This is a genomic window from Bailinhaonella thermotolerans, assembly GCF_003594875.1.
In the GTDB taxonomy this organism is placed as follows: domain Bacteria; phylum Actinomycetota; class Actinomycetes; order Streptosporangiales; family Streptosporangiaceae; genus Bailinhaonella; species Bailinhaonella thermotolerans.
Genome location: NZ_QZEY01000007.1, coordinates 39,387 through 65,357, shown reverse-complemented (window position 1 = coordinate 65,357; position 25,971 = coordinate 39,387). Strand labels below are relative to the sequence as shown.

The window sequence follows — 25,971 nt, the reverse complement described above, 5'->3', positions numbered from 1 at the left end:
GTGCCGTCCTGTGAGCCGACTGCCACCAGGCCTCCTGGGGGGTGCAATTCCGTGCGCGCGATGGCGTCGCGGAGATCCGTCTCTATCAATTGTGTGTACCGACAGTACGTTGTGACGGGTTTCACGGCGAACTCCCCGATATCGCGCTATTCGCGACGCGCCGGGGCCTCCGGCCGCTCCACTTCGCTCCACCGCCTCTGACCTGCACTTTTCCGGACCAGTACGGCCACGCCGGGGCGTTTGATTGGTTGACGGTGGGGGAGAGTGGAGTATGGTGGTGCGCAGTGGAGGACAGGGGACACATGCGCTGACTGCTCCACGAGGCGCGGGAGGTGTTGCCGATGTTTCTCGGCACGCACAACCTGCGCCTGGACGACAAGGGACGGCTGTTCCTGCCGGCGAAATATCGCGAGGAGCTGTCGGAGGGACTTGTGATCACCAAAGGGCAGGAGCGTTGCCTCTACGTCTTCCCCGTGGAGGAGTTCCAGCGCATCACCGACGCCCTGCGCACGGCTCCGGTCACCGCCAAGGCGGTCCGTGACTACAGCCGCGTCTTCTTCGCCAGCGCCTCCGATGAGAAGCCCGACAAGCAGGGACGTGTCACCATTCCGCCGAGCCTGCGCGACTACGCCGGGCTCACCCGTGACTGCGCCGTCATCGGCGCCAACACCAGGCTGGAGATCTGGGCCGCCCAGGCGTGGGAGGCCTATCTCTCGGACCAGGAACAGGCGTTCGCCGATCTGTCCGAGGAGGTGCTGCCCGGGGTTCTTTGAGACACCGCTCGTCGGTTCGACGTCGTTCGGCGAGGTCTCCACCCGCGCTCACGTGCCTCCTGATGCACCTTCCCCGGTGTCAGGTGGCGACACGAGACGGGGACGCGGATGGGGACCTGGCCGGGCGGCGGGGTGGGGGCCCAGACATTTTCGGATCGAGCCGACGGCGCGGGAGGCCGCATTTCCGCGAGCACGGCGGCGAAAGGGGGTAATCAATGCACGCCAGCACCGGTGACGACTCGAACGGGGCCAGCCACGTTCCGGTCATGCTCGACCGCGTCCTCGACCTCTTCGACCCCGCGCTCAGCGCGGGCCCGCCCGCCGACGACTCACCGGGGGCGGGTCCGCTCCTCGTAGACGCCAATCTCGGCCTCGGCGGCCACGCCGAGGCCCTCCTGCGCGCCCACCCGCGGCTGCGCCTGATCGGCATCGACCGCGACGACTTCGCCATCGAACGTTCCACCGAGCGCCTCGCGCCGTACGGCGACCGCGTCGAGATCGTCAAGGCGGTCTCCGACGAGCTGCCCGACATCCTCGGCGGGCGCCGCGCCCAGGGCGTGCTGTTCGACCTGGGCGTCTCCTCGCCGCAGCTCGACGAGGCCGGGCGCGGCTTCGCCTACTCCTACGACGCGCCGCTCGACATGCGCATGGACCGCACGCAGCCGCTCACCGCCGAGGAGGTCGTCAACACCTACCCGGCGGGGGAGCTGGCGCGCGTCCTGCGCACGTACGGCGAGGAGCGCTTCGCCGGCCGCGTCGCGCAGGCGATCGTGCGCGAACGCTCCCGCGAGCGCATCACCTCGACCGCGCGCCTGGCCGACATCGTGCGCGAGTCCATCCCGGCCGCGACGCGCCGCACCGGCGGCCACCCCGCCAAGCGGGCGTTCCAGGCGCTGCGCATCGAGGTCAACGCCGAGCTGACCGCGCTGGAGCGCGCCCTGCCCGCCGCCCTGGACGCGCTGTCCGTGGGCGGCCGGGTCGTCGTGCTCTCCTACCACTCCCTGGAGGACCGCATCACCAAGCAGGTCCTCACCGCCCGCACCCGTGACACCAGCCCGCCCGGGCTCCCCGTCCCCCTGCCTGAGCACCAGCCGCGGTTCCGCCTCCTCACCCGGGGCGCGGAGCCGCCGAGCGAGGAAGAGGTCGAGCGCAACCCGCGCGCGGCCTCGGCCCGCATGCGGGCCGCCGAGAGGATTCGTGATTGACGTGGACATGGACCTGGACGCCGACCTGGACAACGCCTCGGACACCGGCGCGAGGCGCGCCGCCGCGCGGCCCCGCCGCGCCGTGCCCCGCGCCCAGCAGGGCGGCCACGTGGCCGGCCGCGTGCCCCGCCAGGCGCGCACGCGCTCCGAACCTCCCGAGGTCCCGTCCCAGCGCCGGGCGGCCGAGGCCGCGCCGCGCCGTACGGCCGCCGCCAGGTCCGCGGACGCCGCCGCGACGGGCGGCTCCGGGTCCGCCAGGTCCACGGGGTCCACCAGGTCCACCGGGTCCGCCAAGTCCACCGGGTCCGCCGGGCGCGTCCCGGCCGGGGGAGCGTCCCGCCGCACGCCGGCCGCGTCCGCCGGGACCCCGGGGGCGCCGGCGTCCTCGCGTGAGGCGACGCCGCGCCGCGCCGCGCCGCAGGCCGCGTCGTCCCGCCGCACGCCGGCCGAGGGGACCGCGCGCCGGGGGAACTCCCCGGCGCCCGCCTCCGCCGAGCGCCGCTCCGCCGCGGCCCCGGCCGGGGGCTCCTCGCCGCTCCGCCGCGCGCCCGCCGCGTCGCCGCGCCGCGCCGAAGGGGAGAACAAGACGACGGCCTCGTCCCGGCGCGCGCCGTCCGCGCGCTCGGCGGCCCGCTCCGCCGCGCCGGAGGAGGCCGCGCGCCGCCGGCCGGCCGCCGCCGCGCCGCGCCGTACGGCCGCGCGGGCCGACTCCGCGGCCGAGACCGGGGCCCGCGAGACGGCCGCGCGCAGGCGGTCGTCGTCCGCGTCGATGCTCGGGTCGCGGGCCGGGGTCGCCGAGGCCCCCGCCGAGACCACGGTCACCCGCCCGGCCAAGCGGCGCGACGCCACGCGGCGGGGCGCCGCGGGTGACGGGACGTCGCGGCCCGGCCGGGGCGGCTCGCCCCGCACGCCGTTCGTGCTGCTGCTGCTCGGGCTGCTCGGCGGCGGGCTGGTCAGCCTGCTCCTGATCAACACCGTGCTGGCGCAGGACTCCATCCGCGCCCAGAACCTCGCGCGCGAGGTGCACCAGCTCGGCCTCCAGCAGCAGAAGCTCCAGCAGGACAACGACAAGCTGAACACCTCGCAGCGGATCGCCGACAAGGCGCTGGAGTCCGGCCTGCGGCCCAGCGCCAAGACGCCCCCGCAATTCGTCGACGGGCGGACCGGCGAGAAGATCGGCGGCGTGAAGAACGACGGCGTGAAGAACGACCAGGGCCGGGCCGCCACCCGGGCGACCGGCGGCGCCGGCACGACGGGGAACGGCGGCGCGCCCGAGAGGGTCACCGGCCCGTGAGGGATCCGGGAGGGCGCGGCTCGGGGCCGGGCCGGGGCGGAGGCGCGTCGGGCCCGCCCGGCGGCCGCAGGCCCCGCAGCGCCCCGCCGCGCCGCGAGCCCCCGCGCCGCGACCCCGGCCGTGATCCGGGCGGCCGTGATTCCGGCCGGGACCCGCGGGGCGATTCCGCGCGCCCGGAGCCGCCCCGGCGGCAGCCGCCCGCCGACCCGCCCCGGCGGGAGGGCCCCGGCGCCTCACGCCGCGACCCGGCGGGCTCGTCCCGCGGCGGCTCCCCGCGCGACGGCTCGCGTACGGCCGCGCCCCGCGGGGGTTCGCGCGGCGGGGGACAGGGCGGCGGGGGACAGGGCGGCGGGCGCCGCACGCCCCCTCCCGGCAAGGCGCCGAAGCCGCCGAAGCCCCCCAGGCCGCCGAAGCGCAGGCCGGTGCTGCGGCTGGGCAGCTCGCATCGGCGGATCAACGCCGGCATGCTCGCCATGGCCTTCGTGCTGAGCCTGTTCGCCGGGCGGCTCGTGCAGCTCCAGGGGCTGGACTCCAAGGTGTACGCCGACCGGGCCGAGCGCCAGCGCAACACCGAGGCCGTGGTGCCCGCGCGCCGCGGCACGATCAGCGACGCCGGCGGGAACGTGCTCGCGATGACGGCCGACGCCCGCACGATCTTCGTGGACCCGACCATGGTGAGCGCGGACAAGCGGCAGGCCGTCGCCGCGCTGCTCAGCCGCGCCCTGAACATCCCGCCGGGCCCGATCCTGGAGAAGCTGGGCCGGACCGAGAGCCAGTACCAGGTCGTGGCCAGGAACGTCGAGCCCGGCGTGGCCAGCGCGCTGATCTCCCGCAAGATCCGGGGCGTGGGCTCGGAGCCGACCTACCGCCGCGTCTACCCCGACGGCAAGCTCGCCGCCGACCTGATCGGCTACGTCGGGCAGGACGGCACGGGCCTGGGCGGCATCGAGGCGGCCTGGAACAGCACCCTGCGCGGCCAGGACGGCCGCCAGAGCGTGGAGCAGGGGCAGAAGGGCCACCGCATCCCGATGACCCGCAGCAGCCAGCAGGCCGCCGTGCCCGGCACGGAGGTCCGGCTGACCGTGGACCGGGACATCCAGTGGGAGGCCCAGCGCGCGATCTCCGAGCAGGTGGCGAAGACCCAGGCGCGCAGCGGCACGGTGATCGTCATGGACGTCCGCACCGGCCACGTGCTCGCCCTGGCCAACGCCCCCGGGCTGGACCTGGAGCACTGGGAGAAGGCGCCCGCCGAGAGCCTGAGCAACCGCGCCCTGGCCGAGGTGTTCGAGCCCGGCAGCACCAACAAGGTGATCACCGCCGCGGCCGCGATGGAGACCGCGGGCGTGCGGCCCGAGACGACGTTCGTCGTACCCGACCGCTACAAGTGCGCCGACCGGGTGCTGCGGGACTCCCACCCGCACCCGGTGCAGCACCTCACGTTCGCCGGGGTGCTGGCCACCTCGTCCAACGTGGGCACGCTCCAGGCGGCCGAGCGCGTCGGCAAGCAGGGCCTGTACGACTTCATGCGCAAGTTCGGGTTCGGGCGCAAGACCGGGCTCGGCTTCCCCGGCGAGGCCGCCGGGCTGCTGCCCAAGCCCGAGACGTGGTCGGGCAGCCAGGTCTGCACGGTCGCGTTCGGGCAGGGCGTGTCGGTGACGGCGATGCAGATGGCGAGCGTCTACCAGACGATCGCCAACCGCGGCGTGCGCGTGGAGCCGCAGCTCGTCGCCGGCACCGTGGACGGCAGGAAGCGGTTCACGCCCGCCCCGGCCGCCGAGCGGCACCGGGTGATCAGCGAGCGCACGGCCAGGGAGATCGCCCGCATGCTGGAGGGCGTCACCGACTCCTCGGAGGGCACGGGCGCCGCCGCGCGCATCCCCGGCTACCGCATCGCCGGCAAGACCGGCACCGCCCAGCGGTACGACAGTGATCGCGGCGGCTACCACGGGTACACCGCCTCGTTCGCCGGTTTCACCCCGGCGGACGACCCGCGCCTGGTCACGCTCGTCGTACTCCAAGATCCCAAGAAGGGCTACTACGGCGGGGACGTCGCCGCCCCGGTGTTCCGGGACGTGACGTCGTTCGCGCTCAAGACCAGGAAAATTCCCCCCACGGGAACCGCCGCGCCACCCCTGCGCATTCACGCCGCCCGCTGACGACTAGGGGTACGCTCTCCGCCGTGCAACCGCCCTCGCCACTACGACCGTCCACCACTCCGGCCCGCCCGCTGTCGGGCCTCGCGGGAGTGCTCGGAATATCCGCCCTGCCCCGCGGCGCCGTGACCGGGGTCACGATCGACTCGCGCCGCGTCGAGCGCGGGGACCTCTACATCGCCGCGCCCGGCAGCAACGCGCACGGCGCCGACTTCGCCGCGCAGGCCGTCGGGGCCGGCGCCGCCGCGATCCTCACCGACGAGGCCGGCCGCACCGCCGCCGAGGCCACCGGCGTGCCGGTGCTCGTCGTGCCGGACCCGCGCGCCGTGATCGGCTCCGTCTCCCGCTGGGTGTACGGCGATCCCGCCAGGGACCTGCTGCTGATCGGGGCGACCGGCACCAGCGGCAAGACCACCACCGCGTACATGCTGGAGGCCGGGCTGCGGGCCGCCGGGCACGAGACGGGCCTGGTCGGCACCGTGGAGATGCGGGTGGCCGGCAAGCGCGTGCCCAGCTCGCTGACCACGCCCGAGGCGTGCGACCTGTACGGCCTGTTCGCCCGGATGCGCGAGGAGGGGGTGACCGCCGCCGCGATGGAGGTGTCCAGCCACGCGCTGGCCCTGGGCCGGGTCGCGGGCGTCTCCTTCGACGTGGCGCTGTTCACCAACCTCTCCCAGGACCACCTGGACTTCCACAAGGACCTGCGCGACTACTTCGAGACGAAGGCGCGCCTGTTCAAGCTGGGCCACGCCCGCTGCGGCGTCACCAACATCGACGACGCGCACGGCCGGCAGCTCAAGCGCGTCGCCGAGATCCCGATGACCACGATCTCGGCGACCGGCGACCCCGAGGCCGACTGGCGGGCCGAGGACGTGCGGCTGGGCGCCGACGGCAGCACCTTCCGCGTCGTGGGCCCCGGCGGGGTCGAGGCCGACGCGTCGATCGCGCTGCCCGGCCCCTTCAACGTCGCCAACGCCCTCGGCGCGATCGTGGCGCTGGTCGAGGCCGGGATCCCGCTCCAGACCGCCGTCACCGGCGTGGGCTCGCTGGCCGGGGTGCCCGGCCGCATGGAGCGGGTGGACGCCGGCCAGGACTTCGCCGCGGTCGTGGACTACTCTCACAAGCCCGGCGCCGTCGAGTCGGTGCTGAACTCGCTGCGGGAGGTGACCGCGGGCGAGCTGGTGATCGTGCTCGGCTGCGGCGGCGACCGCGACCGCGGCAAACGCCCCCTGATGGGCGAGGCCGCGGCCAGGCTGGCCGACCGCGCGGTGTTCACCAGCGACAACCCGCGCTCGGAGGACCCGCTGGAGATCCTGGCGAGCATGCTGGAGGGCGCGGCCAAGGTGCCCGAGGGCGAGCGCGCGCACATCGTGGTCGAGCCCGACCGGCGCGCCGCGATCGAGCTGGCCGTGGAGCGGGCGCGCCCCGGCGACGTGATCGTCGTCGCGGGCAAGGGCCACGAGCAGGGGCAGTACGTCGCCGGCGAGGTGCTGCCCTTCGACGACCGGGAGGTCGTCCGCGAATCGATTCAAAGGAGGATGTCCAGGTGATCCCGTTGACGCTGGGCCGGATCGCGGAGGTCACGGGAGGCGTCACCGAGGACCCCGGCGTCCTCGTGACCGGTCCCGTCGTGATCGACTCGCGCGAGGCCGCGCCGGGCGCGCTGTTCGTCGCGATCAAGGGCGCCCGCGTGGACGGCCACGACTTCGCCGCCGGGACGGTGGCGGCCGGGGCGGCGGGCGTGCTGTGCACGCGCCCGGTCGGCGTGCCCTGCGTGGTCGTCGAGGACGTCCAGGCCGCGCTGGCCGCGCTGGCCTCGGCCGTCGTCCGCGAGCTGCCCGAGGTCACGATCGTGGGCGTCACCGGGTCCGCCGGCAAGACCTCCACCAAGGACCTGCTCGCCCAGCTCACCGAGCGCCTGGGCCCGGCGATCGCGCCCGCCGGCTCGTTCAACAACGAGATCGGGCACCCGCTGACCGTGCTCCGCGCGGACGCGGACACCCGCTACCTGGTGCTGGAGCTGAGCGCCCGCAACGTCGGCCACATCGCCTATCTGGCCCGCATCGCCCCGCCGCGCGTCGGCGTGGTGCTCAACGTCGGCACCGCCCACCTGGGCGTCTTCGGCGGCAAGGAGCAGATCGCGCGCGCCAAGGGCGAGCTGGTCGAGGCCCTGCCCGAGGACGGCGCCGCCGTGCTGAACCACGACGACGACCTCGTCCGCGCCATGGCCTCGCGCACCCGCGCCCGCGTGACGTACTTCGGCCGGTCCCCGGAGGCGGACGTGCGCGCCGAGGACGAGACCCTGGACGCCCGCGGGTGCGCCTCCTTCACCCTGGTCACTCCCGGCGGGCGCGCGCCCGTCACGCTGCGCCTGCACGGCTCCCACGCGGTGCTCAACGCCCTCGCGGCCGCCGCCGCGGCGCACGAGCTGGGCATGGCCGCTCCCGACATCGCCGCGGTGCTGTCGGAGGCCGAGCCGCGCAGCCGCTGGCGCATGGAGGTGCGCGAGCGCCCCGACGGCGTGACCGTGATCAACGACGCCTACAACGCCAACCCCGACTCGGTCCGCGCCGCCTTCGCCGCGCTCCAGGGCATCGCGGGCGACCGCCGCAAGTACGCCGTCCTCGCCGCCCTGCAGGAGCTCGGCGACGAGGCCGACGCCCTCAACGAGGAGGTGGCCGCGCACGCCGCGGCCCAGGGCCTGGAGGCGCTGTTCATCGTGGGGGAAGGCGCGGAGCCGATGCTCGCGGGGGCCCCGGACGCCGTCCACGTCCCCGACGTCGAGTCGGCCGCCGCCGAGATTTCCGGCAGACTGCGTCCCGGTGATGTCGTGCTCGTGAAGGGCCCCCGCGTCGCGGGCCTGGAACGGGTCGCCCAGAGTCTGTTGGAGGTCGGTCAGTGAGGGACATCCTCATCGCGGCGGCGGTGGCGCTCGTCCTCGCCTTAATCGGCACGCCGCTCGCGATCCGGCTGTTCTCTCGCCGCGGATACGGCCAGATGATCCGCGAGGAGGGCCCGTCCGGCCACCACGACAAGCGCGGCACGCCCACCATGGGCGGCACCGTGATCATCGTCGGGTCGCTGATCGGGTACGGCGTCGCGCACCTAGCCTCGGGCACCCCGCCCACGGCGTCGGGCCTGCTCGTGCTGTTCCTCATGACGGGCCTGGGCGCGGTCGGCTTCCTCGACGACTTCATCAAGATCTACAAGCAGCGGAGCCTGGGCCTGCGCAGCGGCGCCAAGCTGATGGGCCAGGTGCTCGTCGGCGTCGTCTTCGCGATCCTGGTGCTGCGCTTCCCGAACTCCTACGGGACCACGCCGGCCGCGCCGTACCTGTCGTTCCTGCGCGACTTCGGGCCGCCGATCGGCGTGGCGCTGTTCGTGATCTGGGCGCTGATCCTGATCGCGGGCATCTCCAACGCCGTGAACCTGACCGACGGCCTGGACGGACTGGCGTCGGGCGCGGCGGTCATGGTGCTCGCGTCCTACGTGCTCATCGGCAACTGGCAGCTCCGCAACAGCTGCGAGGCCGTGCTCGGCCCCAACTGCTACTGGGTGCGCGACCCGCTCGACCTGGCCGTCGTCGCGGCGGCCGTGCTCGGCGGCTGCGTGGGCTTCCTGTGGTGGAACGCGCCCCCCGCCCGGATCTTCATGGGCGACACCGGCTCGCTGGCCCTGGGCGGCGTGCTCGCCGGCCTGGCGGTCACCACCCGCACCCAGCTCCTGCTGCTCATCCTGGGCGGCCTCTTCGTGATCATCACCGCCTCGGTGATCATCCAGGTGGGCTTCTTCAAGATGACCCGCAAGCGCGTGTTCAAGATGGCCCCGCTCCAGCACCACTTCGAGCTGTCCGGCTGGGCCGAGACCACGATCGTCGTGCGGTTCTGGCTCATCGCCGCCCTGTGCGCCGCCATCGGCCTCGGCGCCTTCTACGTGGAGTGGATGCCCAAGTGACGCACGACCCACTGGCCGGCCGCCGCGTGCTCGTGGCCGGCCTCGGCGTCTCCGGCACGGCCGCCGCCCGCCTGCTCGCCGAGCGGGGGGCGGTCGTCCGCGCCTTCGACGACCGGGCCGACGCCGCCGAGCGGGCCCGCGAGCTGGGCGTGGAGCACGCCACCGGGCTGCCGGACGACACGGACCTGGTCGTCACCTCCCCCGGCTGGCGGCCGGACACCCCGCTGCTGCGCGAGGCGCGGGACCGGGGCGTGGAGGTCATCGGCGAGGTGGAGCTGGCCTGGCGGCTGCGCGGTCCCGGCGCCGCCCCCTGGCTGGCCCTGACCGGCACCAACGGCAAGACCACCACCGTGCGCATGCTCACCGCCATGCTCACCGCCGCCGGGCACGACGCCGTCGCCGTCGGCAACGTGGGCACCCCGATCGTCGACGCGGTGCGCAAGCCCCACGACGTCCTCGCCGTCGAGCTGTCCAGCTTCCAGCTCCACTGGTCCGCCAGTCTCGCGCCCCGCGCCGCCGCGATCCTCAACCTCGCGCCCGACCACCTGGACTGGCACGGTTCCCCGGAGGCGTACGCCGCCGCCAAGGCCCGCGTCTACGAGCGCGCCGGGACGGTCGTCTACAACGCCGACGACCCGCAGGTGGCCGAGCTGGCCGCGCCGTACGCCGGGGCGGTCGGGTTCACGCTGCGGGTGCCCGCGCCCGGCCAGGTCGGGGTCGTGGAGGACCTGCTCGTGGACCGCGCGTTCACGCCCGACCCGGTCAGCACCGCCGAGGAGCTGGCGAGCCTGTCGGACGTGCGCCCGTTCGCGCCGCACAACGTCGCCAACGCCCTGGCCGCCGCCGCCCTGGCCCGCGCCTTCGGCGTGCCGCCCGAGGCCGTGCGCGAGGGCCTGCGCGCCTTCACGCCCGACCCGCACCGCGTCGCCCACGTCGCCGAGGTCGCCGAGGTGGCGTACGTCAACGACTCCAAGGCCACCAACCCGCACGCGGCGGCGGCCTCGCTGGCCGCGTACCCCTCGGTCGTGTGGGTGGCCGGGGGACTGCTCAAGGGCGCGGACGTGGACGGCCTCGTCCGCGACGCCGCGCCCCGGCTGCGCGGCGCGGTGCTCCTCGGGGCCGACCGGGAGCGGATTCGCGAGGCTCTGGAGAGACACGCCCCGAATGTCCCCGTGATCGAGGTCGCGGAGACCCACACTGGGGCGATGGATCGTGTCGTGATCGAGGCCGCCCGGCTCGCCTCCCCCGGGGACACCGTCCTTCTCGCGCCCGCCGCGGCGTCGATGGACATGTTCCCCGGGTACGGCGCGCGCGGGGACGCCTTCGCCGGGGCCGTGCGGAGACTCCAGGAAGGGCCGGCGCCGGCGGGCGGGGAGACGGGCGCCGCGGAGACCGCATGAGCGCGGTGGCGCGCGGCGGCAGGCCCGGCTGGCGGGAGCAGGTCGCGACCCTCCGCGAGCTGATGAACCGGCCGCTGACGTCGTACTACCTCATCGTCGGGTGCAGCGCGCTGCTGCTCGGGCTGGGGCTGATGATGGTGCTGTCGGCCTCCAGCATCCCGTCGATGGAGCGGGCGCAGTCGCCGTTCGCCATGTTCACCAAGCAGGCGTTCTCGGCGGCGCTCGGCGTGCCGCTGATGTGGATCTGCTCGCGCCTGCCGGTCCGGGTCTTCCGCATGGTGGCCTACCCGGTGATCGCGCTGGCGATCTTCGCGCTGGTGCTCGTGCTGATCCCCGGGGTCGGCACGACCGCGCTCGGCGCGACCCGCTGGATCGACCTCGGGCCCATCTACGTGCAGCCCTCCGAGCCCGCCAAGCTCGGCCTGGTGCTGTGGGGGGCCGACCTGCTGGCCCGCAAGAAGCAGCTCGGCCTGCTGGGGGAGTGGCGGCACCTGCTGATCCCGCTCATGCCCGGCGCCGGGCTGCTGGCCGTGCTGGTCATGCTCGGCCGCGACCTGGGCACCACGCTCGTGCTCATGCTGATCTTCCTGTCGCTGCTGTGGGTCGTCGGCGCGCCGATCCGGATCTTCGCCGGCATCCTCGGCGTGCTCGCCCTGGCCGCCGCCACGATGATCGTCGTCGAGCCGTACCGCATGGACCGGCTCACCGGCTTCTGGGACCCCTGGGCGGTCGCCACGGACGAGGGATACCAGCTCGTCCAGGGCCTGACCGCGCTCGGCTCCGGCGGCTGGTTCGGGACCGGCCTGGGCGCCAGCCGCGCCAAGTGGAACTACCTGCCGCACGCCGAGAGCGACTTCATCTTCTCGATCATCGGCGAGGAGCTGGGCCTGATGGGCACGCTCATCGTCGTCGGGCTGTTCGGCCTGCTCGGGTACACCGGCCTGCGCGTCGCCAAGCGCGTCAACGACCCGTTCATGCGGCTGGCCGCCGCCGCCGCGACCGCGTGGATCGCCGGGCAGGCCATCGTCAACATCGGCGCGGTCATCGGCGTCTTCCCCGTCACCGGCATCCCGCTCCCGCTCGTGTCGTACGGCGGGAGCGCCCTGCTCCCCACCCTGGCCGCCCTCGGCATGCTGCTCTCCTTCGCCAAACGCGAGCCCGGGGCCCAGGAGGCTCTTGCCGCTCGTGCACCCGGACCGGTGCTGCGGGCTCTAAGCTGGCTGGGCCTGGGAAAGCAGAAACCGAGTAACCAGAGAACAGGGAGCCCCAAATGAGGGTTGTCCTCGCCGGCGGCGGGACGGCTGGACACATCGAACCCGCGCTGGCTTTGGCCGACGCGCTGCGCCGGGAGGACCCCGGGATCGGCATCACCTGCCTCGGCACCGAGCGCGGGCTCGAGACCCGCCTGGTGCCCGCCCGCGGCTACGAGCTCGCGCTGATCCCCGCCGTCCCCCTGCCCCGCGCGATCACCCCGCGGCTGCTCGCCGTGCCCGGGCGCCTCGCCGGCGCGATCAACGCCGCCGCCGGGGTGCTCGACCGCGTGGAGGCCGACGTCCTGGTCGGCTTCGGCGGATACGTCGCCACCCCCGCCTACCTGGGCGCGCGCCGCCGTCACGTGCCGCTGGTCGTCCACGAGGCCAACCCCCGGCCGGGCCTGGCCAACCGCCTCGGCGCCCGGCTGACCGACCACGTGTTCACCGGCCACCCCGACGCCGTGCTGCCCCACGCCGAGTACATCGGCATCCCGCTGCGCCGCGAGATCGCCGGGATCGACCGGCTCTCCATGGGCGACAAGGCCCGCGCCTACTTCGGGCTCGACACCGACCGGCCCACGCTGCTGGTGTTCGGCGGCTCCCAGGGCGCCCGCTCGCTCAACCGCGCGCTGCTGGGCGCCGCGCCGTACCTCCGCCAGGCCGGGGTGCAGGTGCTGCACGTCGTCGGCCCCAAGAACACCGTCGAGGAGCCGCTGCCGACCGGCCGCGGCCCGCAGTACGTCACGCTGCCCTACATCGACCGCATGGACCTGGCCTACGCCGCAGCCGACTTCGCGGTGTGCCGCGCCGGGGCCATGACCTGCGCGGAGCTGACCGCCGTCGGGCTGCCCGCGGCCTACGTCCCGCTGCCCCACGGCAACGGCGAGCAGAAGCTCAACGCCATGCCGATCGTGCAGGCGGGCGCGGGGCTGATGGTCGACGACGCCGACCTGACGCCCGACTGGGTCCGCGACGAGCTGGTGCCGGTGCTGGCCGACCTGGAGCGGGTGGCCGCCATGTCCGACGCCGCCGCGCGCATGAGCCGCCGCGACGCCGACGTGGCGCTCGCCCGGCGCGTCATCGAGATCGTCCGGGCGGGCCGGGCCGGCGGATGAGCCGGTCGCTCCCCATGAGCACACGAGGAGTGGTGAACCACCGATGAGCCTGGTCAAGCTGGTGGGCCCGGTGCCCGCCGAGGAACTCGGCCGGGTGCACTTCGTCGGCATCGGCGGCGCGGGCATGTCCGGCATCGCGCGCATCCTGCTCAAACGCGGCGTCTTCGTCTCGGGCAGCGACGCCCGCGAGTCCGCCGTCCTGGCCGAGCTGCGTTCCCTCGGCGCGGTCACCCACGTCGGGCACGCCGCCTCCCACGTCGGCGACGCCGACACGGTCGTGGTCTCCACTGCGATCCGCGACTCCAACCCCGAGCTGGGCGAGGCCCTGCGGCGCGGCCTGCGGGTGCTGCCCCGGGCCGCCGCGCTCGCCTCGGTCATGGCCGGACGGCGCGGCGTGGCGATCGCCGGCACGCACGGCAAGACCACCACGACCTCGATGCTCACCGTGGCGCTCCAGAAGTGCGGGGCCGACCCGTCCTACGTCGTGGGCGGCCAGCTCGTGACGACCGGGCTCGGGGCCGACGAGGGCGCGGGCGACGTGTTCGTGGCCGAGGCCGACGAGAGCGACGGCTCGTTCCTCATGCTCGCCCCCGAGGCCGCGGTGGTGACCAACGTCGAGGCCGACCACCTGGACAACTACGGCGACGTGTCGGCCGTGGTGGCGAGCTTCGAGCGGTTCGTCGAGCGGGTCGGCTCCCTGCTGGTGGTCTGCGCCGACGACCCGGGCTCGGCCGCGCTGGCCGACGTCGGCCGCGCGCGCGGCCTCACGGTCAGGACGTACGGCGAGAGCCCCGGCGCCGACTACCGCGTGACCGGCGTCGCGCCGCGCGGGTTCGGGGTGTCGGCGGCGATCGAGGGGCTGGGCGACTTCTCGCTCACCGTCCCCGGCCGCCACAACGCCGTCAACGCCACCGCCGTGGTCGCCGTGGCCGTGGAGCTGGGCTTCCCGTTCGAGGGCATCAGGGACGGCCTGGCGGCGTTCACGGGCGCCAAGCGGCGGTTCGAGGCCAAGGGCTCGGCCGCGGGCGTGTCGGTCTACGACAGCTACGCCCACCACCCCACGGAGCTGTCGGCGGACCTGCGGGCCGCCCGCGACGTGGTGGGGGACGCCGGGCGGGTGGTCGCGGTCTTCCAGCCGCACCTGTACAGCCGCACGCGGTTCTTCGCCGAGGAGTTCGGGGCCGCCCTGGGGTTGGCCGACGAGGCCGTGGTGCTGGACGTGTACGGCGCGCGCGAGGACCCCGAGCCGGGCGTCAGCGGCGCGCTGGTGGCCGAGAAGGTCCCGCACGACCGGGTGACCTACGTCCCGGACCGCGCGCGGGTGCCGGAGACGGTCGCCGGGCTGGCGCGGGAGGGCGACATCGTCCTCACCATGGGCGCGGGCGACGTCACCGACCTCGGCCCGCTGATCGTCGAGGCGCTCGCCCGCTGACTCGCCCGGATGCGGTTTCGTGGACGACGAACCCCCCGCGCGCCGGTCGCGCGGCTCCGGCCCGCCCCGGCGCGGGCGGAGAGCGGGCGACCGGCGGCGGGGGCGGACGGTGAGGGGAGGCGGGCGTGGGGCGGCGGCTGAAGTGGGCGCTCGGGATCCTGGCCGTGCTCGTGCCCGCCGGGGCGATCGTGTGGGCGGTGTGCTTCTCGGACCTGCTCGCCGTGCGCGCCGTGGAGGTGAGCGGGCTGGACCGGCTGGCGCGCGAGGAGGTCGTGCGCGCCTCCGGGGTGGCCACGGGCACCCCGATGGTCTGGCTCGACACCGCCGAGATCGGCCGGAGGGTGGCCGGGATCCGGCGCGTGGAGGAGGTCGGCGTCGAGCGGCGCTGGCCGGGCACCGTGCGCATCGCCGTACGCGAGCGGACCCCGGTCCTGACCACGCGCATCAGCGACCGGTACGGGCTGGTGGACCGGTTCGGCGTGGTCCTGGAGGTCCGCCAGGTGCGCCCGCCGTTCCCCGCGCTCGTGGTGCCGCGGCTCTCCCCGGAGAGCGCCGAGACCAGGACCGGGCTGGCCGTCATCGCCTCTCTGCCAAGGGATTTCAGTGCGCGGGTGGACGAGATCCAGGTACCGTCTCCAGAGGGCGTCAGGCTGGTCCTCAGGGACGGCAGGGCCGTGGTCTGGGGCGGCGCCGAGCGCGCGGAGGAGAAGTTGCGCATCCTGTCGCGGCTCCTGGGTCACCGGGGCCGCACGTTCGACGTCAGCGCTCCCGAGGTCGTGTCGGTACGGTGAACCACCGGGCCGGCATGGAGCGCCCCGCGGGTCCCCGCCGGGCCCGAGGGCGGCGGGAGCCGCGTGGAGACGGCGATTCGGCACCTGGCGACGGGGGTTTCGGGTGAGTCCGCAAAGAGGGCAGTCCGCGACACGCCGGGGCGGTTCGTGCGTGGTTAGTTGACCCTGGGGAGGCGGCAACCCTACTGTCCGTATCAATCCTCAGGTTGACATAACTCTAAATCTCAACTTGAGGGTGAGAGTTGAGAATCAGACGGACCAAAGACCTTCGGGGTGCGGCCCACCGCCCGGTGAACCGCACCTTGTACGTATTGATAGTTAGCTAGCGGAAAGGCCCCTCGTCGTGGCAGCACCGCAGAATTACCTCGCGGTCATCAAGGTCGTCGGCATCGGCGGCGGCGGAGTCAACGCCGTCAACCGGATGATCGAGGAGGGCCTCAAGGGCGTCGAGTTCATCGCGATAAACACGGACGCCCAGGCGCTGCTCATGAGCGATGCCGACGTCAAGCTCGACGTCGGCCGGGAGCTCACGCGCGGGCTCGGGGCGGGCGCGAACCCGGAGGTCGGCCGCAAGGCGGCCGAGGACCACCGGGAGGAGATCGAAGAGGTGCTCAAGGGCGCCGACATGGTCTTCGTCACCGCCGGGGAGGGCGGCGGCACCGGCACCGGCGGCGCGCCCGTCGTGGCCAGCATCGCCCGCAGCCTCGGCGCGCTGACCATCGGCGTCGTGACGCGCCCCTTCAGCTTCGAGGGCAAGCGCCGCGCGATGCAGGCCGAGGCCGGCATAGAGACACTGCGCGACGAGGTGGACACCCTCATCGTCATCCCGAACGACCGCCTGCTGTCGATCAGCGACCGCCAGGTCAGCGTGCTCGACGCGTTCAAGGCGGCCGACCAGGTCCTCCTGTCCGGTGTCCAGGGCATCACCGACCTGATCACCACGCCGGGCCTGATCAACCTGGACTTCGCCGACGTGAAGTCGGTCATGTCCGGGGCGGGCTCGGCACTCATGGGCATCGGCTCGGCCCGCGGCGACGACCGCTCCGTGGCCGCGGCCGAGATGGCGATCTCCAGCCCGCTGCTGGAGGCCAGCATCGACGGCGCCCACGGCGTGCTGCTGTCGATCTCCGGCGGGTCCGACCTGGGCCTGTTCGAGATCAACGAGGCCGCCCAGCTCGTGTCCAACGCCGCCGCGCCCGACGCCAACATCATCTTCGGCGCGGTCATCGACGACGCCCTCGGCGACGAGGTGCGCGTCACGGTGATCGCGGCCGGCTTCGACGACGTGGCCCCGGTCAAGACCGTGATGCCGCCGCTGCGCGAGACCCGCCCCTCGGCGCCGGCCCCGCGCGCGGCCGCCGCTCCGCCCGCGCCGTCCGTCTCGGCCCCGGTGAACAAGCCCGAGCCGGTCCGCCACGAGCCCGCCCAGCCCGCCACCGGGCAGGCGGGCCCGTTCCGGGCCGCGCCGCAGCCCGCCGCGCCGGTGTCCTCGGTGTCGCCGCTGCCGCAGCCGTCCTCGCCGCAGGCGTCCGGCCCGTCAGGCCCGTCAGGCCCGTCCGCCCACGGCGGCCCGGGCCTGCCGGTCACCGGCAACCTCGCCGCCGCGCCGTCGCCGGTCGCCGAGCCCGAGCCCGAGGCCGAGCCGGAGCTGAAGACCACGCCCGCGCCCGAGCCGGAGCCCGCCGAGGCCAAGCCCGCCGAGACGCAGCCCGCCCACACCACGCACACGGCGCACGCCTCGGTGCCGCGCCCGGCCACCGGCGAGTCGCCCCTCGGCGGCAGCCGCGTCCCGGCCGAGCCCGCGCGCCGCCGCCCGGTCGTGTTCGAGGAGGACGACGACCTCGACGTCCCCGACTTCCTCAAGTAGGCCGCGGGTGGTCTACCTGGGACCGGGGGTCGGCGCGTTCTTCACGGACCGGCACGGCGGGGTCAGCGCGCCGCCGTACGACAGCCTGAACCTCGGCGGATCGGTCGGCGACGACCCGGAGGCCGTGCTGGAGAACCGGCGCAGGGCGGCCGCCTCGCACGGCCTGGACCCCGCGCGGGTCGTGTGGATGCGCCAGATCCACAGCGCCGACGCGGTCCGCGTGGACGGCACGGCGAGCCCCGGCGAGGTGGACGCGGTGGTGACCACCGAGCCCGGCCTGGCGCTGGGCAGCCTGGCCGCCGACTGCGCGCCCGTGCTCGCCGCCGACCCCGTGGCCCGGGTGGTCGGTGCCGCCCACGCCGGGCGCGTCGGCATGGCCGCCGGGGTGGCGCCCGCGCTGGTCGAGGAGATGGTCCGCGCCGGGGCCCGCCCCGAGCGGATGATCGCCGTGATCGGTCCCTGCGCCTGCGGAGACTGCTACGAGGTCTCCGCCGAGATGCGCGAGGACGTCGCGCGGGCCGTGCCCGCCGCCTGGGCCACCACCCGCGCGGGGACGCCGGGCCTGGACATCCGGGCCGGGGTCGCCGAGCAGCTCGCCAAGGCGGGGGTGGGTGAGATCTCTCACGACGCACGCTGCACGATGGAGTCACCCGAGTTGTACTCCCACCGGCGCGACCGCCTCACCGGGCGGTTCGCCGGATACGTGTGGCTGGAAAAGTGAGAAGAGACGAGTTATCCCGCAACCTCGCCGCCCTGGAAGACCGCGTCGCCGCCGCCTGCGCGGCGGCCGGGCGAGCCCGCGAGGAGGTCACGGTGATCGCCGTGACCAAGACCTATCCCGCGTCCGACGTACGGCTCCTCGCCGGGCTCGGCGTGACCGACGTGGGGGAGAACCGCGACCAGGAGGCCGCGCCGAAGGCCGCCGAGTGCGCCGATCTCCCGCTCACCTGGCATTTCGTGGGCCAGTTACAGAGCAACAAGGCGCGTTCAGTGGCTTCCTACGCCGATGTGGTGCACTCTGTGGACCGGGAACGGCTGGTCGGGGCCCTGAGCAGGGCCGCGGTGTCGGCGGGGCGTCACGGGGGACGTGAGCTGCGCTGCCTGGTCCAGGTCGCGCTCGACGACGACCCGGACCGCGGTGGCGTGCGCCCTGAGGACGCCCTCCGGCTGGCCGGCGCGATCGCGCGCGCCGAGGGCCTGGCCCTGGGCGGGGTGATGGCGGTGGCCCCCCTCGGCGGCGACCCGGGCAAGGCGTTCGGGCGGCTGGCCGAGGTGGCGCGGGCCGTACGGGAGGAGCACCCGGGCGCGCGGGTCATTTCGGCGGGGATGAGCGGGGACCTGGAAGAGGCCGTGGCCCACGGCGCGACACACCTGAGAATCGGTACGGCGTTGCTCGGCCGTCGCAAGCCGTTCGTCAGGTAATGTCCGTCCAAGGGGACCTTGGAGGCTTCGTATCCAAGTAGTGGTGTCCGCTGGGCCGCCCAGGTTCAGGCTGAGACAGACGACGGAGGACGAGCACGATGCCAGGCGCGATGCGCAAGATGGCGGTCTATCTCGGTCTCGTGGAGGACGACCGCTACGACAAGTTCGACGAATACGACGAGTACGACGACTACGAGAAGTACGACGAGTCGCGGCGGCTCGGCGACGACGTCGTGCGCGTGCCCGAGGTGCACGAGGAGTCCCCCGAAACCGTCATGCCCGTCGAGCGGCGGGCCACGGCGACCCTGGAGCGGCGTACGACCGATCTCGCGCGTATCACCACGCTGCACCCGCGCACCTACAACGAGGCGCGGACCATCGGCGAGCATTTCCGCGAGGGCACCCCGGTGATCATGAACCTCACCGAGATGGTGGACAGCGACGCGAAGAGGCTCGTGGATTTCGCGGCAGGTCTTGTCTTTGGCCTACATGGCAGCATTGAACGTGTTACCAACAAGGTGTTCCTGTTGTCCCCAGCCAATGTCGAGGTGACCGCCGAGGACAAAGCCCGTATCGCGGAACGCGGCTTCTTCAATCAGAGCTAGAGTTCCATCTATGAGCAGCGACCAGCCACAGGGGCGGCGGCAGGGCATCGGAGGCGGGGCACGACCGTGGGCGTTGTAGTACAGATCCTGGTCTTCCTCCTCTACATGTACCTTCTGCTGCTGATCGGAAGGATGATCTTCGAAACCGTCCAGGCGTTCGCGCGCGCCTGGCGTCCTCGGGGTGGCGTCCTGGTGTTGGCCGAGGCCACGTACACCGTGACCGATCCTCCGCTGAAGTTCCTCCGCCGTTTCATTCCGCCGCTACGGTTGGGTACGGTGGCCTTTGACCTGAGCTTCACAGTGCTGTTCATTGTGGTCTTGGTCATGATCCAAGTCGTGTCCGCGCTCTGATCGGGTACCGTCGCTTCGGTAACCTCCGAGCGCGCCAAGGAGACCAACATGCCGCTGACCCCCGCCGATGTGCGGAACAAGCAGTTCAGTACCACCCGGCTGAGGCCGGGGTACGACGAGGAAGAGGTTGACGCCTTCCTCGACGAGGTCGAGGCCGAGCTCGACCGCCTGATCCAGGAGAACGAGGAACTCCGGGCCAAGCTCGCCGAGTGCCTCCGGGGCAAGGTCCCCGGCGGCATGAGCATGGCGCCCGCCCCCGTGGTGGAGCCCAAGCCCGAGATGAAGGCCCCCGAGCCGATGAAGGCTCCGGAGCCCATGAAGGCGCCCGAGCCGGTTCCGGTCGGCATGGGCATGCCGCCGGCCGAGGACAACATGGACACGGCCGCCCGCGTTCTCGCCCTGGCCCAGCAGACCGCCGACCAGGCGATCGCCGACGCCCGCCGCGAGGCCGACGAGACCGTGACCCGCGCGCGGCGCGAGGCCGACGACATCCTCGGCAAGGCCCGCCGCCAGGCCGAGCAGATCATCGGTGACGCCCGAGGGCGCGCCGAGACCCTGGAGCGCGACGCGCAGGAGCGTCACCGCCAGGCCATGGGCTCGCTGGTGCAGACCCGCGACGAGCTCGAGCGCAAGGTCGAGGAACTGCGCGCCTTCGAGCGCGAGTACCGCGCCCGGCTGAAGGTCTACCTCGAGACGCAGCTCCGGGAGCTCGAGGCGGGCGGCGCCGACTCCGGCTTCGGCCACGGCGGTCCGTCGATGCAGGGCGGTCTGCAGCACCCCGAGGCGCGCAACGGCCAGGGTTCGCTTCCCGGCGGCCCGAACCCGTTCGTGACCGAGCCTCCGCAGCACACCGGCGCCTTCCAGACGGCCGACAACCCGCCGCACGATCGCCGGTAAGGTATCGGGTCAACCGCTTCGTAGACAGACCCGTTCCTGGAGCCCCCCGTGATCCTTATCAGCGCGGTCCTCGTAGTGGCGGCGATCGGTCTGCTGATCGCAGGCGTCCTGATGGGGAAGCCCTTCCTCGTCATCGGTTCCATCGCGGTCAGCGTGGCGTCGTCGATGTTCCTGTTGATCGGCGCCTTCCTCCGTCGTGGCGAGTTGTTCGGCAACGGGCAGAAAGCCGCCCCCCAGGCGGTTCCGATGCCCCCGCCGGCGACCGTGGTGCCGGTGCCCGCGAGCCTGCCTCCGGCCACCGCCACCGTGGTGAGCCCGCCTCCGGCGGCGGAGCCGATGCCACCGCGACAGGCCGCCCCGGCGCCCGCGCCGGCTCCGGCGGGCCCCGTGCCCCCGGACGCCATCGTGCTGGTCATCCCGGGACGCAAGCGCTACCACGTGGACACCTGCCGTCAGTTGTCCGGACGGGATCACGAGGAGCTGACCTACGAGGAGGCGATCGAGGAGGGGTTCAGCGCCTGCACGGCGTGCCACCCCGACTCGGTGCTCGGCTCGAACCCGGCGGCCGTCCGCCGCCCGGCTCCGATGCCGCGCAGGAGCGCGCCTCCCGTGGTGCCGCCCCCTGCCGTGCCCGCGGCGGTGGAGACACCGGCGCCGCAGGCCGACGAGGCGGCCGCGGAGACCCAGGTGGTCGACGCGATCGGACGGGCCGGCGAGCGCGCCGAGGTCTCGCAGGAGACTCCGGCGGGCGAGGCGGAGGAGAAGCCGGGGGATCGGTCCGAGACCGGGGCCAGGGCAGAGGCCCGGCCCGAGGTCGAGACCGACGCCCAGGCGGGGAGGCCGGCCGAGGCCGGGACCGGCGTCCAGGCCGAGGACGGTTCGCGGGACGGCGAAGGGCACCGGGGTGACGCCCGAGAGCCCGAGCAGGCGGAGGCGGAGGCACAGGAGGGGGTCTCCGGAGCCGCCGTGGAGTCCGGGTCCGCCCCGGACGCCACCGCCCGCGACGAACACCAGGACGACCGGGACGACCGGGACGTCCAGGACCCCGCATCCCAGGTCCCCGACGACGAGGCGCCCAGCCGGGACGCCGCGGAGTCCGACCACGGGGACGAGGTCTCCGGACCGGGCGACCGGATCAGCGACGACGGCGACACGGCCGCCGACCTCCCCGGGGAGGAGAAGGCCGCGGAGCCGGAGAAGCCGGAGGAGCCGGACGACACGGTGCGCATCATCACCGGAACGCGCCGGTACCACAATCTCGGCTGCGCCCTCCTCAAGGGCGCCGACGAGGACAAGGTGCAGTCCATGCCGCTGGAGAAGGCGCTGGCCGAGGGTTTCAGCCAGTGCTCCGTCTGCCAGAACGACCGGGCCAAGGTCGGCTAGGGGAGGAATCACCCGGCCCAGAGGGGATTCCGCGTCGGGGTGGGACGCGGACGCCCCCGAGCCCGGCACATGGACCGTCCGGTTCACGAGAGCGCGGCACAGCCCCGCACAGGTTCGCCTGTGCGGGGCTGTCCCGTTTCCCGCCGTACGGCACGAGCGGGCCGCCCCCGCCCCGCCGTACGGCATGAGCGGGCCGCCGTCCGCCGTCCCGGCGTACGGCGCGGGCGGGGCCGGCGTGGGGATGGGCGGGGACGCGCGGAGGCCCCGGTCACCGCGTGGGTGACCGGGGCCTCCGGGTGGCCGTCAGGCCGGGTTGCGGCGGAAGCGGAACGTGAGGCCCGCCTCCTGGTCGTGGTGCTCGTACAGCGGCTCGGGGGACTCGCCCGCCGGGCGGCCCTCCTCGAACACCGTGGCCAGGACCTCGGCGGCGACGGTCCGCGCCTGCGCCCGCAGGGCGGCGGCCAGCTCGCCGTCGGTGGCGGTCCACCACAGGGCGATGCGGTCGGTGATGTGCAGGCCGCTGGACTTGCGGGCGTCCTGGATGAGGCGGATCGCCTCGCGGACCAGGCCCGCGGCCTTCAGCTCCGGCGTGATCGCCAGGTCGAGCGCCACGGTCTCACCGGCGGCGGTCTCCACCGCCCAGCCCTCGCGGGGCTGCTCGGTGACGACGACCTCCTCCGGGGTGAACACCAGCTCGCCCACGATGAGCGTGCCCGTCGTGCGCAGCGCGCGCACGGCGGCGGCCGGGTCGGCGTTCGCGATCACGCCGGCGGCCTGCTTGGTGTCCTTGCCGAAGCGCTTGCCCAGCGCCCGGAAGTTGGGCTTGACGGTGTACGTCACGAGGTCCGCGCTGACCTGGGACAGGTCGTCGAGCCGGGCCACGTTCAGCTCGTCGGCGACCAGGGCCCGCAGCGACTCCGGGAGGGTGTCCCAGCCCGGCGCGCTGACCAGGGCGCGGCCCAGCGGCTGCCGGGTGCGGACGCCGGAGGTGGCGCGGGCGGCGCGGCCCAGCTCCACCAGGCGGCGCACCAGCGCCATCCGCTCGGACAGCTCCGGGTCCAGGGCCTCGGGGTTCGCCTCGGGCCACGTCGCCAGGTGCACCGAGGCGGGGGCGTCCACGCCGCGCAGCACGTCCCACACGTAGTCGGTGGTGAACGGCGCGATCGGGGCCATCAGCTTCGTCACGGTCTCCAGGCATTCGTACAGCGTCGCGAACGCCGACAGGGAGTCCGCCGACGCGGCCCCGGCCCAGAACCGCCGCCGCGAGCGCCGGACGTACCAGTTCGACATGTCGTCGATGAACTCCGTCAGCCGCCGCCCGGCCGCCACCGTGTCGAACGCGTCCAGGGCCTCGGTGACCACCGTGATCGTGCGGTGCAGCTCGGCCAGCATCCAGCGGTCCAGCAGCGGCCGCTCGGCGTACGGCGGGGCCTCGGCGAGCCGGGTCGGCGTCCACGGGCGGGCGTCCGGGTCGGCCGCGTCGGTGGCGTTGGCGTAGAGCACGAAGAACGAGGCGGTGTTCCAGTAGGTCAGCATGACCTTCCGGACGACCTCCTCCAGGATCGCGTCGCCCACGCGGCGCGGCGCCCAGGGGGAGCCGGAGCAGGCCATGAACCAGCGCAGCGCGTCGGCGCCGTGCTTGTCCATGAGCGGGATGGGCTCCAGCACGTTGCCCAGGTGCTTGCTCATCTTGCGGCCGTCCTCGGCCAGGATCAGGCCCAGGCAGAGCACGTTCTCGAAGGACGAGCGGTCGAACACCAGCGTGCCCACGGCCATGAGCGAGTAGAACCACCCGCGCGTCTGGTCGATGGCCTCGCAGATGAACTGCGCCGGGTAGGCGTTGTCGAACGCCTCGGCGTTGCGCAGCGGCGCCCCCCACTGGGCGAACGGCATCGAGCCCGAGTCGTACCAGGCGTCGATCACGTCCGGGACGCGCTTGGCCTCCTCACCGCAGCTCGGGCACGGGAAGACCACGTCGTCGACGTACGGCCGGTGCGGGTCGAGCGCGGACAGGTCCCGGCCGGCGAGCGAGCCCAGCTCGGCCAGCGAGCCCACGCAGGTGATGTGGGACTCGTCGGAGGAGCAGACCCACAGCGGCAGCGGCGTGCCCCAGTACCTCGACCGGGACAGCGCCCAGTCCACGTTGTTGCGCAGCCACTCGCCGTACCGGCCCTCCTTGACCGTGGCGGGGAACCAGTTGGTGCGCTCGTTCTCGCCGAGCAGCCGCTCCTTGAGCTGCGTCGTGCGGATGTACCAGGACGGGAGCGCGTAGTAGAGCAGCGGAGTGTGGCAGCGCCAGCAGTGCGGGTAGGAGTGCTCGTAGGTCTTGGCCCGGAACAGCTTCCCGCGCTCGCGCAGGCTCTCCACCAGCAGCGGGTCGGCCTTCTTGAAGAACTGCCCGCCCACCAGCGGCACGTCCGGGAGGAAGGTGCCGTCGGCGGCGATCGGGTTGACCACGGGCATGCCGTAGCGGCGCACGGTCTGCATGTCGTCGGCGCCGAAGGCCGGGGCCATGTGCACCAGGCCGGTGCCGTCCTCGGTGGTGACGAACTCGGCGAGCACGACCCGGTGGGCGTCCGGGATCTCCACGAAGTCGAAGGGGCGCTCGTAGGAGGAGCCCTCCAGCTCGCGCCCGGGCAGGCGCCGCTGCACGCTCCAGCCCTCGCCGAGCACCTGCGCGAACAGCGGCTCGGCGACCACGACGGGCCGCTCGTCCTCGTCGGCGTCGTCCCGCTCGGCCACCACGTAGGTGACGTCCGGGTGCACGGCGACCGCGGTGTTGGACACCAGGGTCCACGGCGTCGTGGTCCAGACGAGCAGGTCCGCGCCCTCGACGGGCCCGGTCCTGACCGGCATGCGCACGGTCACGGACGGGTCGGTCACCGTCTCGTACCCGCCGGGCTGGCCCAGCTCGTGGTCGGACAGGCCGGTGCCGCAGCGCGGGCAGTACGGCGTGATGCGGTAGTCGCGGACCAGCAGGCCCCGGTCGAAGATGACCTTCAGCGACCACCAGACGGCCTCGACGTACTCGGGGTCCATCGTCCTGTACGCCTGGGACATGTCCACCCAGTAGCCCATGCGCCGGGTGAGGGCCTCGAAGGCGTCCACGTGCCGCAGGACGGACTCGCGGCAGCGGGCGTTGAACTCCGCGACGCCGTACTCCTCGATGTCCTTCTTGCCGGAGAGGCCGAGCTCCTTCTCGACGGCGACCTCGACGGGCAGGCCGTGGCAGTCCCACCCGGCCTTGCGGGCCACGCTGTAGCCGCGCATGGTCTTGTAGCGGGGGAACAGGTCCTTGAAGACGCGCGCCTCGACGTGGTGCACGCCGGGCATGCCGTTCGCGGTGGGCGGGCCCTCGTAGAAGACCCAGGGGGAGTTGCCGGCGGTCCGCTCCAGCGAGCGCTCGAACACCTTGTCGGCGTCCCAGCGCTCCAGCGTCTCGCGTTCGAGCGCGGGCAGGTCTACCTGCGCGGGAAGCGGGCGGAAATACTGACCTGACATATGACGGGTGGACCCTCCACTGGTGATGTGCCGTGGACCCGGAGGGACGAGAGCGCCTGGTTCTCCGAGGAGACCAGCCGTTCCCGCGGTACCACCCTCCTTGACGGGGCTGCCGCCCCGCCCACTCGTTTGAGTGCGCCTGCTGCCGGATCTACTGAGCGCGTGGCGCGCCGTTCTCCCAGCGGCTCCGGGGTGATCTTCCCTCCCGGGCCGGCCTCCGGGCTCACACCGTCCCCGGATCGCTCGTGGCGGCTGTTCGAGAGGTACTCGTCCCCATCAACGCCTTGCAGTCTTACCCCAGAGACGATAACGCACGCGCGAGCCCGCCGCTTCCCCATATCCCCCCGATCCGCGCGTGTCCCGTCCCGGCGGCCGTACGGCGTGAGCCCGCCCGCCGTTCCCGGGACCCGCCGCGGGGGGCGCGGAGGCGGGCGGGAAGAGAGGGTTTCCGACGTCATATGCGGGAGAAATAGTCGGGGTCGAGGGCCCGCGCGGGTGATCGGGGGGCCGCCGACGAAGCCGCGGGCGAGTCGTTTGCCGTAGCATTTCGGGGCGACTTATGCTGCCCGCACTGC

The 25,971-nt window shown here is 73.7% G+C and carries 20 protein-coding genes; 19 read left to right on the top strand and 1 reads right to left on the bottom strand.

The genetic code is table 11. The annotated features are described in order from the left end of the window. Window positions 1-341 precede the first annotated feature (341 nt). From mraZ to D5H75_RS41735, 19 genes are all read left to right on the top strand, one after another. Window positions 342-773, top strand: coding sequence for a division/cell wall cluster transcriptional repressor MraZ (gene mraZ / locus D5H75_RS19480; RefSeq protein WP_119927930.1), 432 nt, complete (start codon window positions 342-344; stop codon window positions 771-773). 215 nt (window positions 774-988) lie between these two features. Beyond that, window positions 989-1,978 (top strand): 16S rRNA (cytosine(1402)-N(4))-methyltransferase RsmH, encoded by a 990-nt coding sequence (gene rsmH / locus D5H75_RS19475; RefSeq protein WP_119927929.1) that lies wholly within the window; start codon window positions 989-991, stop codon window positions 1,976-1,978. After that, a complete protein-coding gene (ftsL, locus tag D5H75_RS19470) occupies window positions 1,971-3,272 on the top strand; it encodes a cell division protein FtsL (protein WP_147425219.1) in 1,302 nt (433 codons plus the stop codon). The genes rsmH and ftsL overlap by 8 nt, the downstream gene beginning before the upstream one ends. Before the next feature lie 422 nt (window positions 3,273-3,694). Further along, on the top strand, window positions 3,695-5,428 hold the full coding sequence (locus D5H75_RS19465) for a peptidoglycan D,D-transpeptidase FtsI family protein (protein ID WP_242454369.1): 1,734 nt from the start codon (window positions 3,695-3,697) through the stop codon (window positions 5,426-5,428). Between the two features lie 23 nt (window positions 5,429-5,451). Next, entirely contained in the window at window positions 5,452-6,975 is a 1,524-nt protein-coding gene (locus D5H75_RS19460; RefSeq protein ID WP_202638316.1) for a UDP-N-acetylmuramoyl-L-alanyl-D-glutamate--2,6-diaminopimelate ligase, read from the top strand. After that, a complete protein-coding gene (locus D5H75_RS19455; RefSeq protein ID WP_119927925.1) occupies window positions 6,972-8,327 on the top strand; it encodes a UDP-N-acetylmuramoyl-tripeptide--D-alanyl-D-alanine ligase in 1,356 nt (451 codons plus the stop codon). Before D5H75_RS19460 ends, D5H75_RS19455 begins: the two co-directional genes overlap by 4 nt. Further along, the gene (mraY, locus tag D5H75_RS19450) at window positions 8,324-9,379 is read left to right on the top strand and encodes a phospho-N-acetylmuramoyl-pentapeptide-transferase (protein WP_119927924.1); all 1,056 of its coding nucleotides are present in this window, start codon (window positions 8,324-8,326) and stop codon (window positions 9,377-9,379) included. The genes D5H75_RS19455 and mraY overlap by 4 nt, the downstream gene beginning before the upstream one ends. Beyond that, the gene (gene murD, locus D5H75_RS19445; protein WP_119927923.1) at window positions 9,376-10,779 is read left to right on the top strand and encodes a UDP-N-acetylmuramoyl-L-alanine--D-glutamate ligase; all 1,404 of its coding nucleotides are present in this window, start codon (window positions 9,376-9,378) and stop codon (window positions 10,777-10,779) included. Before mraY ends, murD begins: the two co-directional genes overlap by 4 nt. Further along, window positions 10,776-12,053, top strand: a complete 1,278-nt coding sequence (ftsW, locus tag D5H75_RS19440; RefSeq protein ID WP_119927922.1) for a putative lipid II flippase FtsW — start codon at window positions 10,776-10,778, stop codon at window positions 12,051-12,053. Before murD ends, ftsW begins: the two co-directional genes overlap by 4 nt. Continuing rightward, window positions 12,050-13,147, top strand: a complete 1,098-nt coding sequence (gene murG / locus D5H75_RS19435) for an undecaprenyldiphospho-muramoylpentapeptide beta-N-acetylglucosaminyltransferase (RefSeq protein ID WP_119927921.1) — start codon at window positions 12,050-12,052, stop codon at window positions 13,145-13,147. The genes ftsW and murG overlap by 4 nt, the downstream gene beginning before the upstream one ends. Window positions 13,148-13,190: 43 nt before the next feature. Further along, complete coding sequence (gene murC / locus D5H75_RS19430; protein WP_119927920.1) at window positions 13,191-14,579, top strand: UDP-N-acetylmuramate--L-alanine ligase; 1,389 nt, start codon at window positions 13,191-13,193, stop codon at window positions 14,577-14,579. Between the two features lie 125 nt (window positions 14,580-14,704). Next, complete coding sequence (locus D5H75_RS19425) at window positions 14,705-15,370, top strand: cell division protein FtsQ/DivIB (protein ID WP_119927919.1); 666 nt, start codon at window positions 14,705-14,707, stop codon at window positions 15,368-15,370. 343 nt (window positions 15,371-15,713) lie between these two features. Then, window positions 15,714-17,237, top strand: coding sequence for a cell division protein FtsZ (gene ftsZ, locus D5H75_RS19420; protein ID WP_119927918.1), 1,524 nt, complete (start codon window positions 15,714-15,716; stop codon window positions 17,235-17,237). Window positions 17,238-17,244: 7 nt separating this feature from the next. Further along, on the top strand, window positions 17,245-17,958 hold the full coding sequence (pgeF, locus tag D5H75_RS19415) for a peptidoglycan editing factor PgeF (RefSeq protein ID WP_119927917.1): 714 nt from the start codon (window positions 17,245-17,247) through the stop codon (window positions 17,956-17,958). Continuing rightward, window positions 17,955-18,659 (top strand): YggS family pyridoxal phosphate-dependent enzyme, encoded by a 705-nt coding sequence (locus D5H75_RS19410; protein WP_119927916.1) that lies wholly within the window; start codon window positions 17,955-17,957, stop codon window positions 18,657-18,659. Before pgeF ends, D5H75_RS19410 begins: the two co-directional genes overlap by 4 nt. Window positions 18,660-18,757: 98 nt before the next feature. After that, window positions 18,758-19,264, top strand: coding sequence for a cell division protein SepF (locus D5H75_RS19405; RefSeq protein WP_119927915.1), 507 nt, complete (start codon window positions 18,758-18,760; stop codon window positions 19,262-19,264). A 105-nt stretch (window positions 19,265-19,369) separates the two neighbouring features. Next, window positions 19,370-19,615, top strand: coding sequence for a YggT family protein (locus D5H75_RS19400; protein ID WP_422674038.1), 246 nt, complete (start codon window positions 19,370-19,372; stop codon window positions 19,613-19,615). Window positions 19,616-19,663: 48 nt separating this feature from the next. Continuing rightward, on the top strand, window positions 19,664-20,512 hold the full coding sequence (locus D5H75_RS19395) for a DivIVA domain-containing protein (protein WP_119927913.1): 849 nt from the start codon (window positions 19,664-19,666) through the stop codon (window positions 20,510-20,512). Window positions 20,513-20,560: 48 nt separating this feature from the next. Next, entirely contained in the window at window positions 20,561-21,895 is a 1,335-nt protein-coding gene (locus D5H75_RS41735; RefSeq protein WP_202638315.1) for a hypothetical protein, read from the top strand. Window positions 21,896-22,198: 303 nt separating this feature from the next. On the opposite strand, the gene ileS is transcribed toward D5H75_RS41735, so the two are convergent. Beyond that, complete coding sequence (ileS, locus tag D5H75_RS19385) at window positions 22,199-25,396, bottom strand: isoleucine--tRNA ligase (RefSeq protein ID WP_119927912.1); 3,198 nt, start codon at window positions 25,394-25,396, stop codon at window positions 22,199-22,201. Window positions 25,397-25,971: the final 575 nt, after the last annotated feature.

Excerpts from the sequence above, each read along its gene's own strand:
- mraZ (WP_119927930.1), top strand. The coding sequence starts at position 342 with ATGTTTCTCGGCACGCACAACCTGCGCCTGGACGACAAGGGACGGCTG.
- rsmH (WP_119927929.1), top strand. The coding sequence starts at position 989 with ATGCACGCCAGCACCGGTGACGACTCGAACGGGGCCAGCCACGTTCCG.
- ftsW (WP_119927922.1), top strand. The coding sequence starts at position 10,776 with ATGAGCGCGGTGGCGCGCGGCGGCAGGCCCGGCTGGCGGGAGCAGGTC.
- murG (WP_119927921.1), top strand. The coding sequence starts at position 12,050 with ATGAGGGTTGTCCTCGCCGGCGGCGGGACGGCTGGACACATCGAACCC.
- murC (WP_119927920.1), top strand. The coding sequence starts at position 13,191 with ATGAGCCTGGTCAAGCTGGTGGGCCCGGTGCCCGCCGAGGAACTCGGC.
- D5H75_RS19405 (WP_119927915.1), top strand. The coding sequence starts at position 18,758 with ATGCCAGGCGCGATGCGCAAGATGGCGGTCTATCTCGGTCTCGTGGAG.
- D5H75_RS19400 (WP_422674038.1), top strand. The coding sequence starts at position 19,370 with ATGTACCTTCTGCTGCTGATCGGAAGGATGATCTTCGAAACCGTCCAG.
- D5H75_RS19395 (WP_119927913.1), top strand. The coding sequence starts at position 19,664 with ATGCCGCTGACCCCCGCCGATGTGCGGAACAAGCAGTTCAGTACCACC.
- ileS (WP_119927912.1), bottom strand. The coding sequence starts at position 25,396 with ATGTCAGGTCAGTATTTCCGCCCGCTTCCCGCGCAGGTAGACCTGCCC.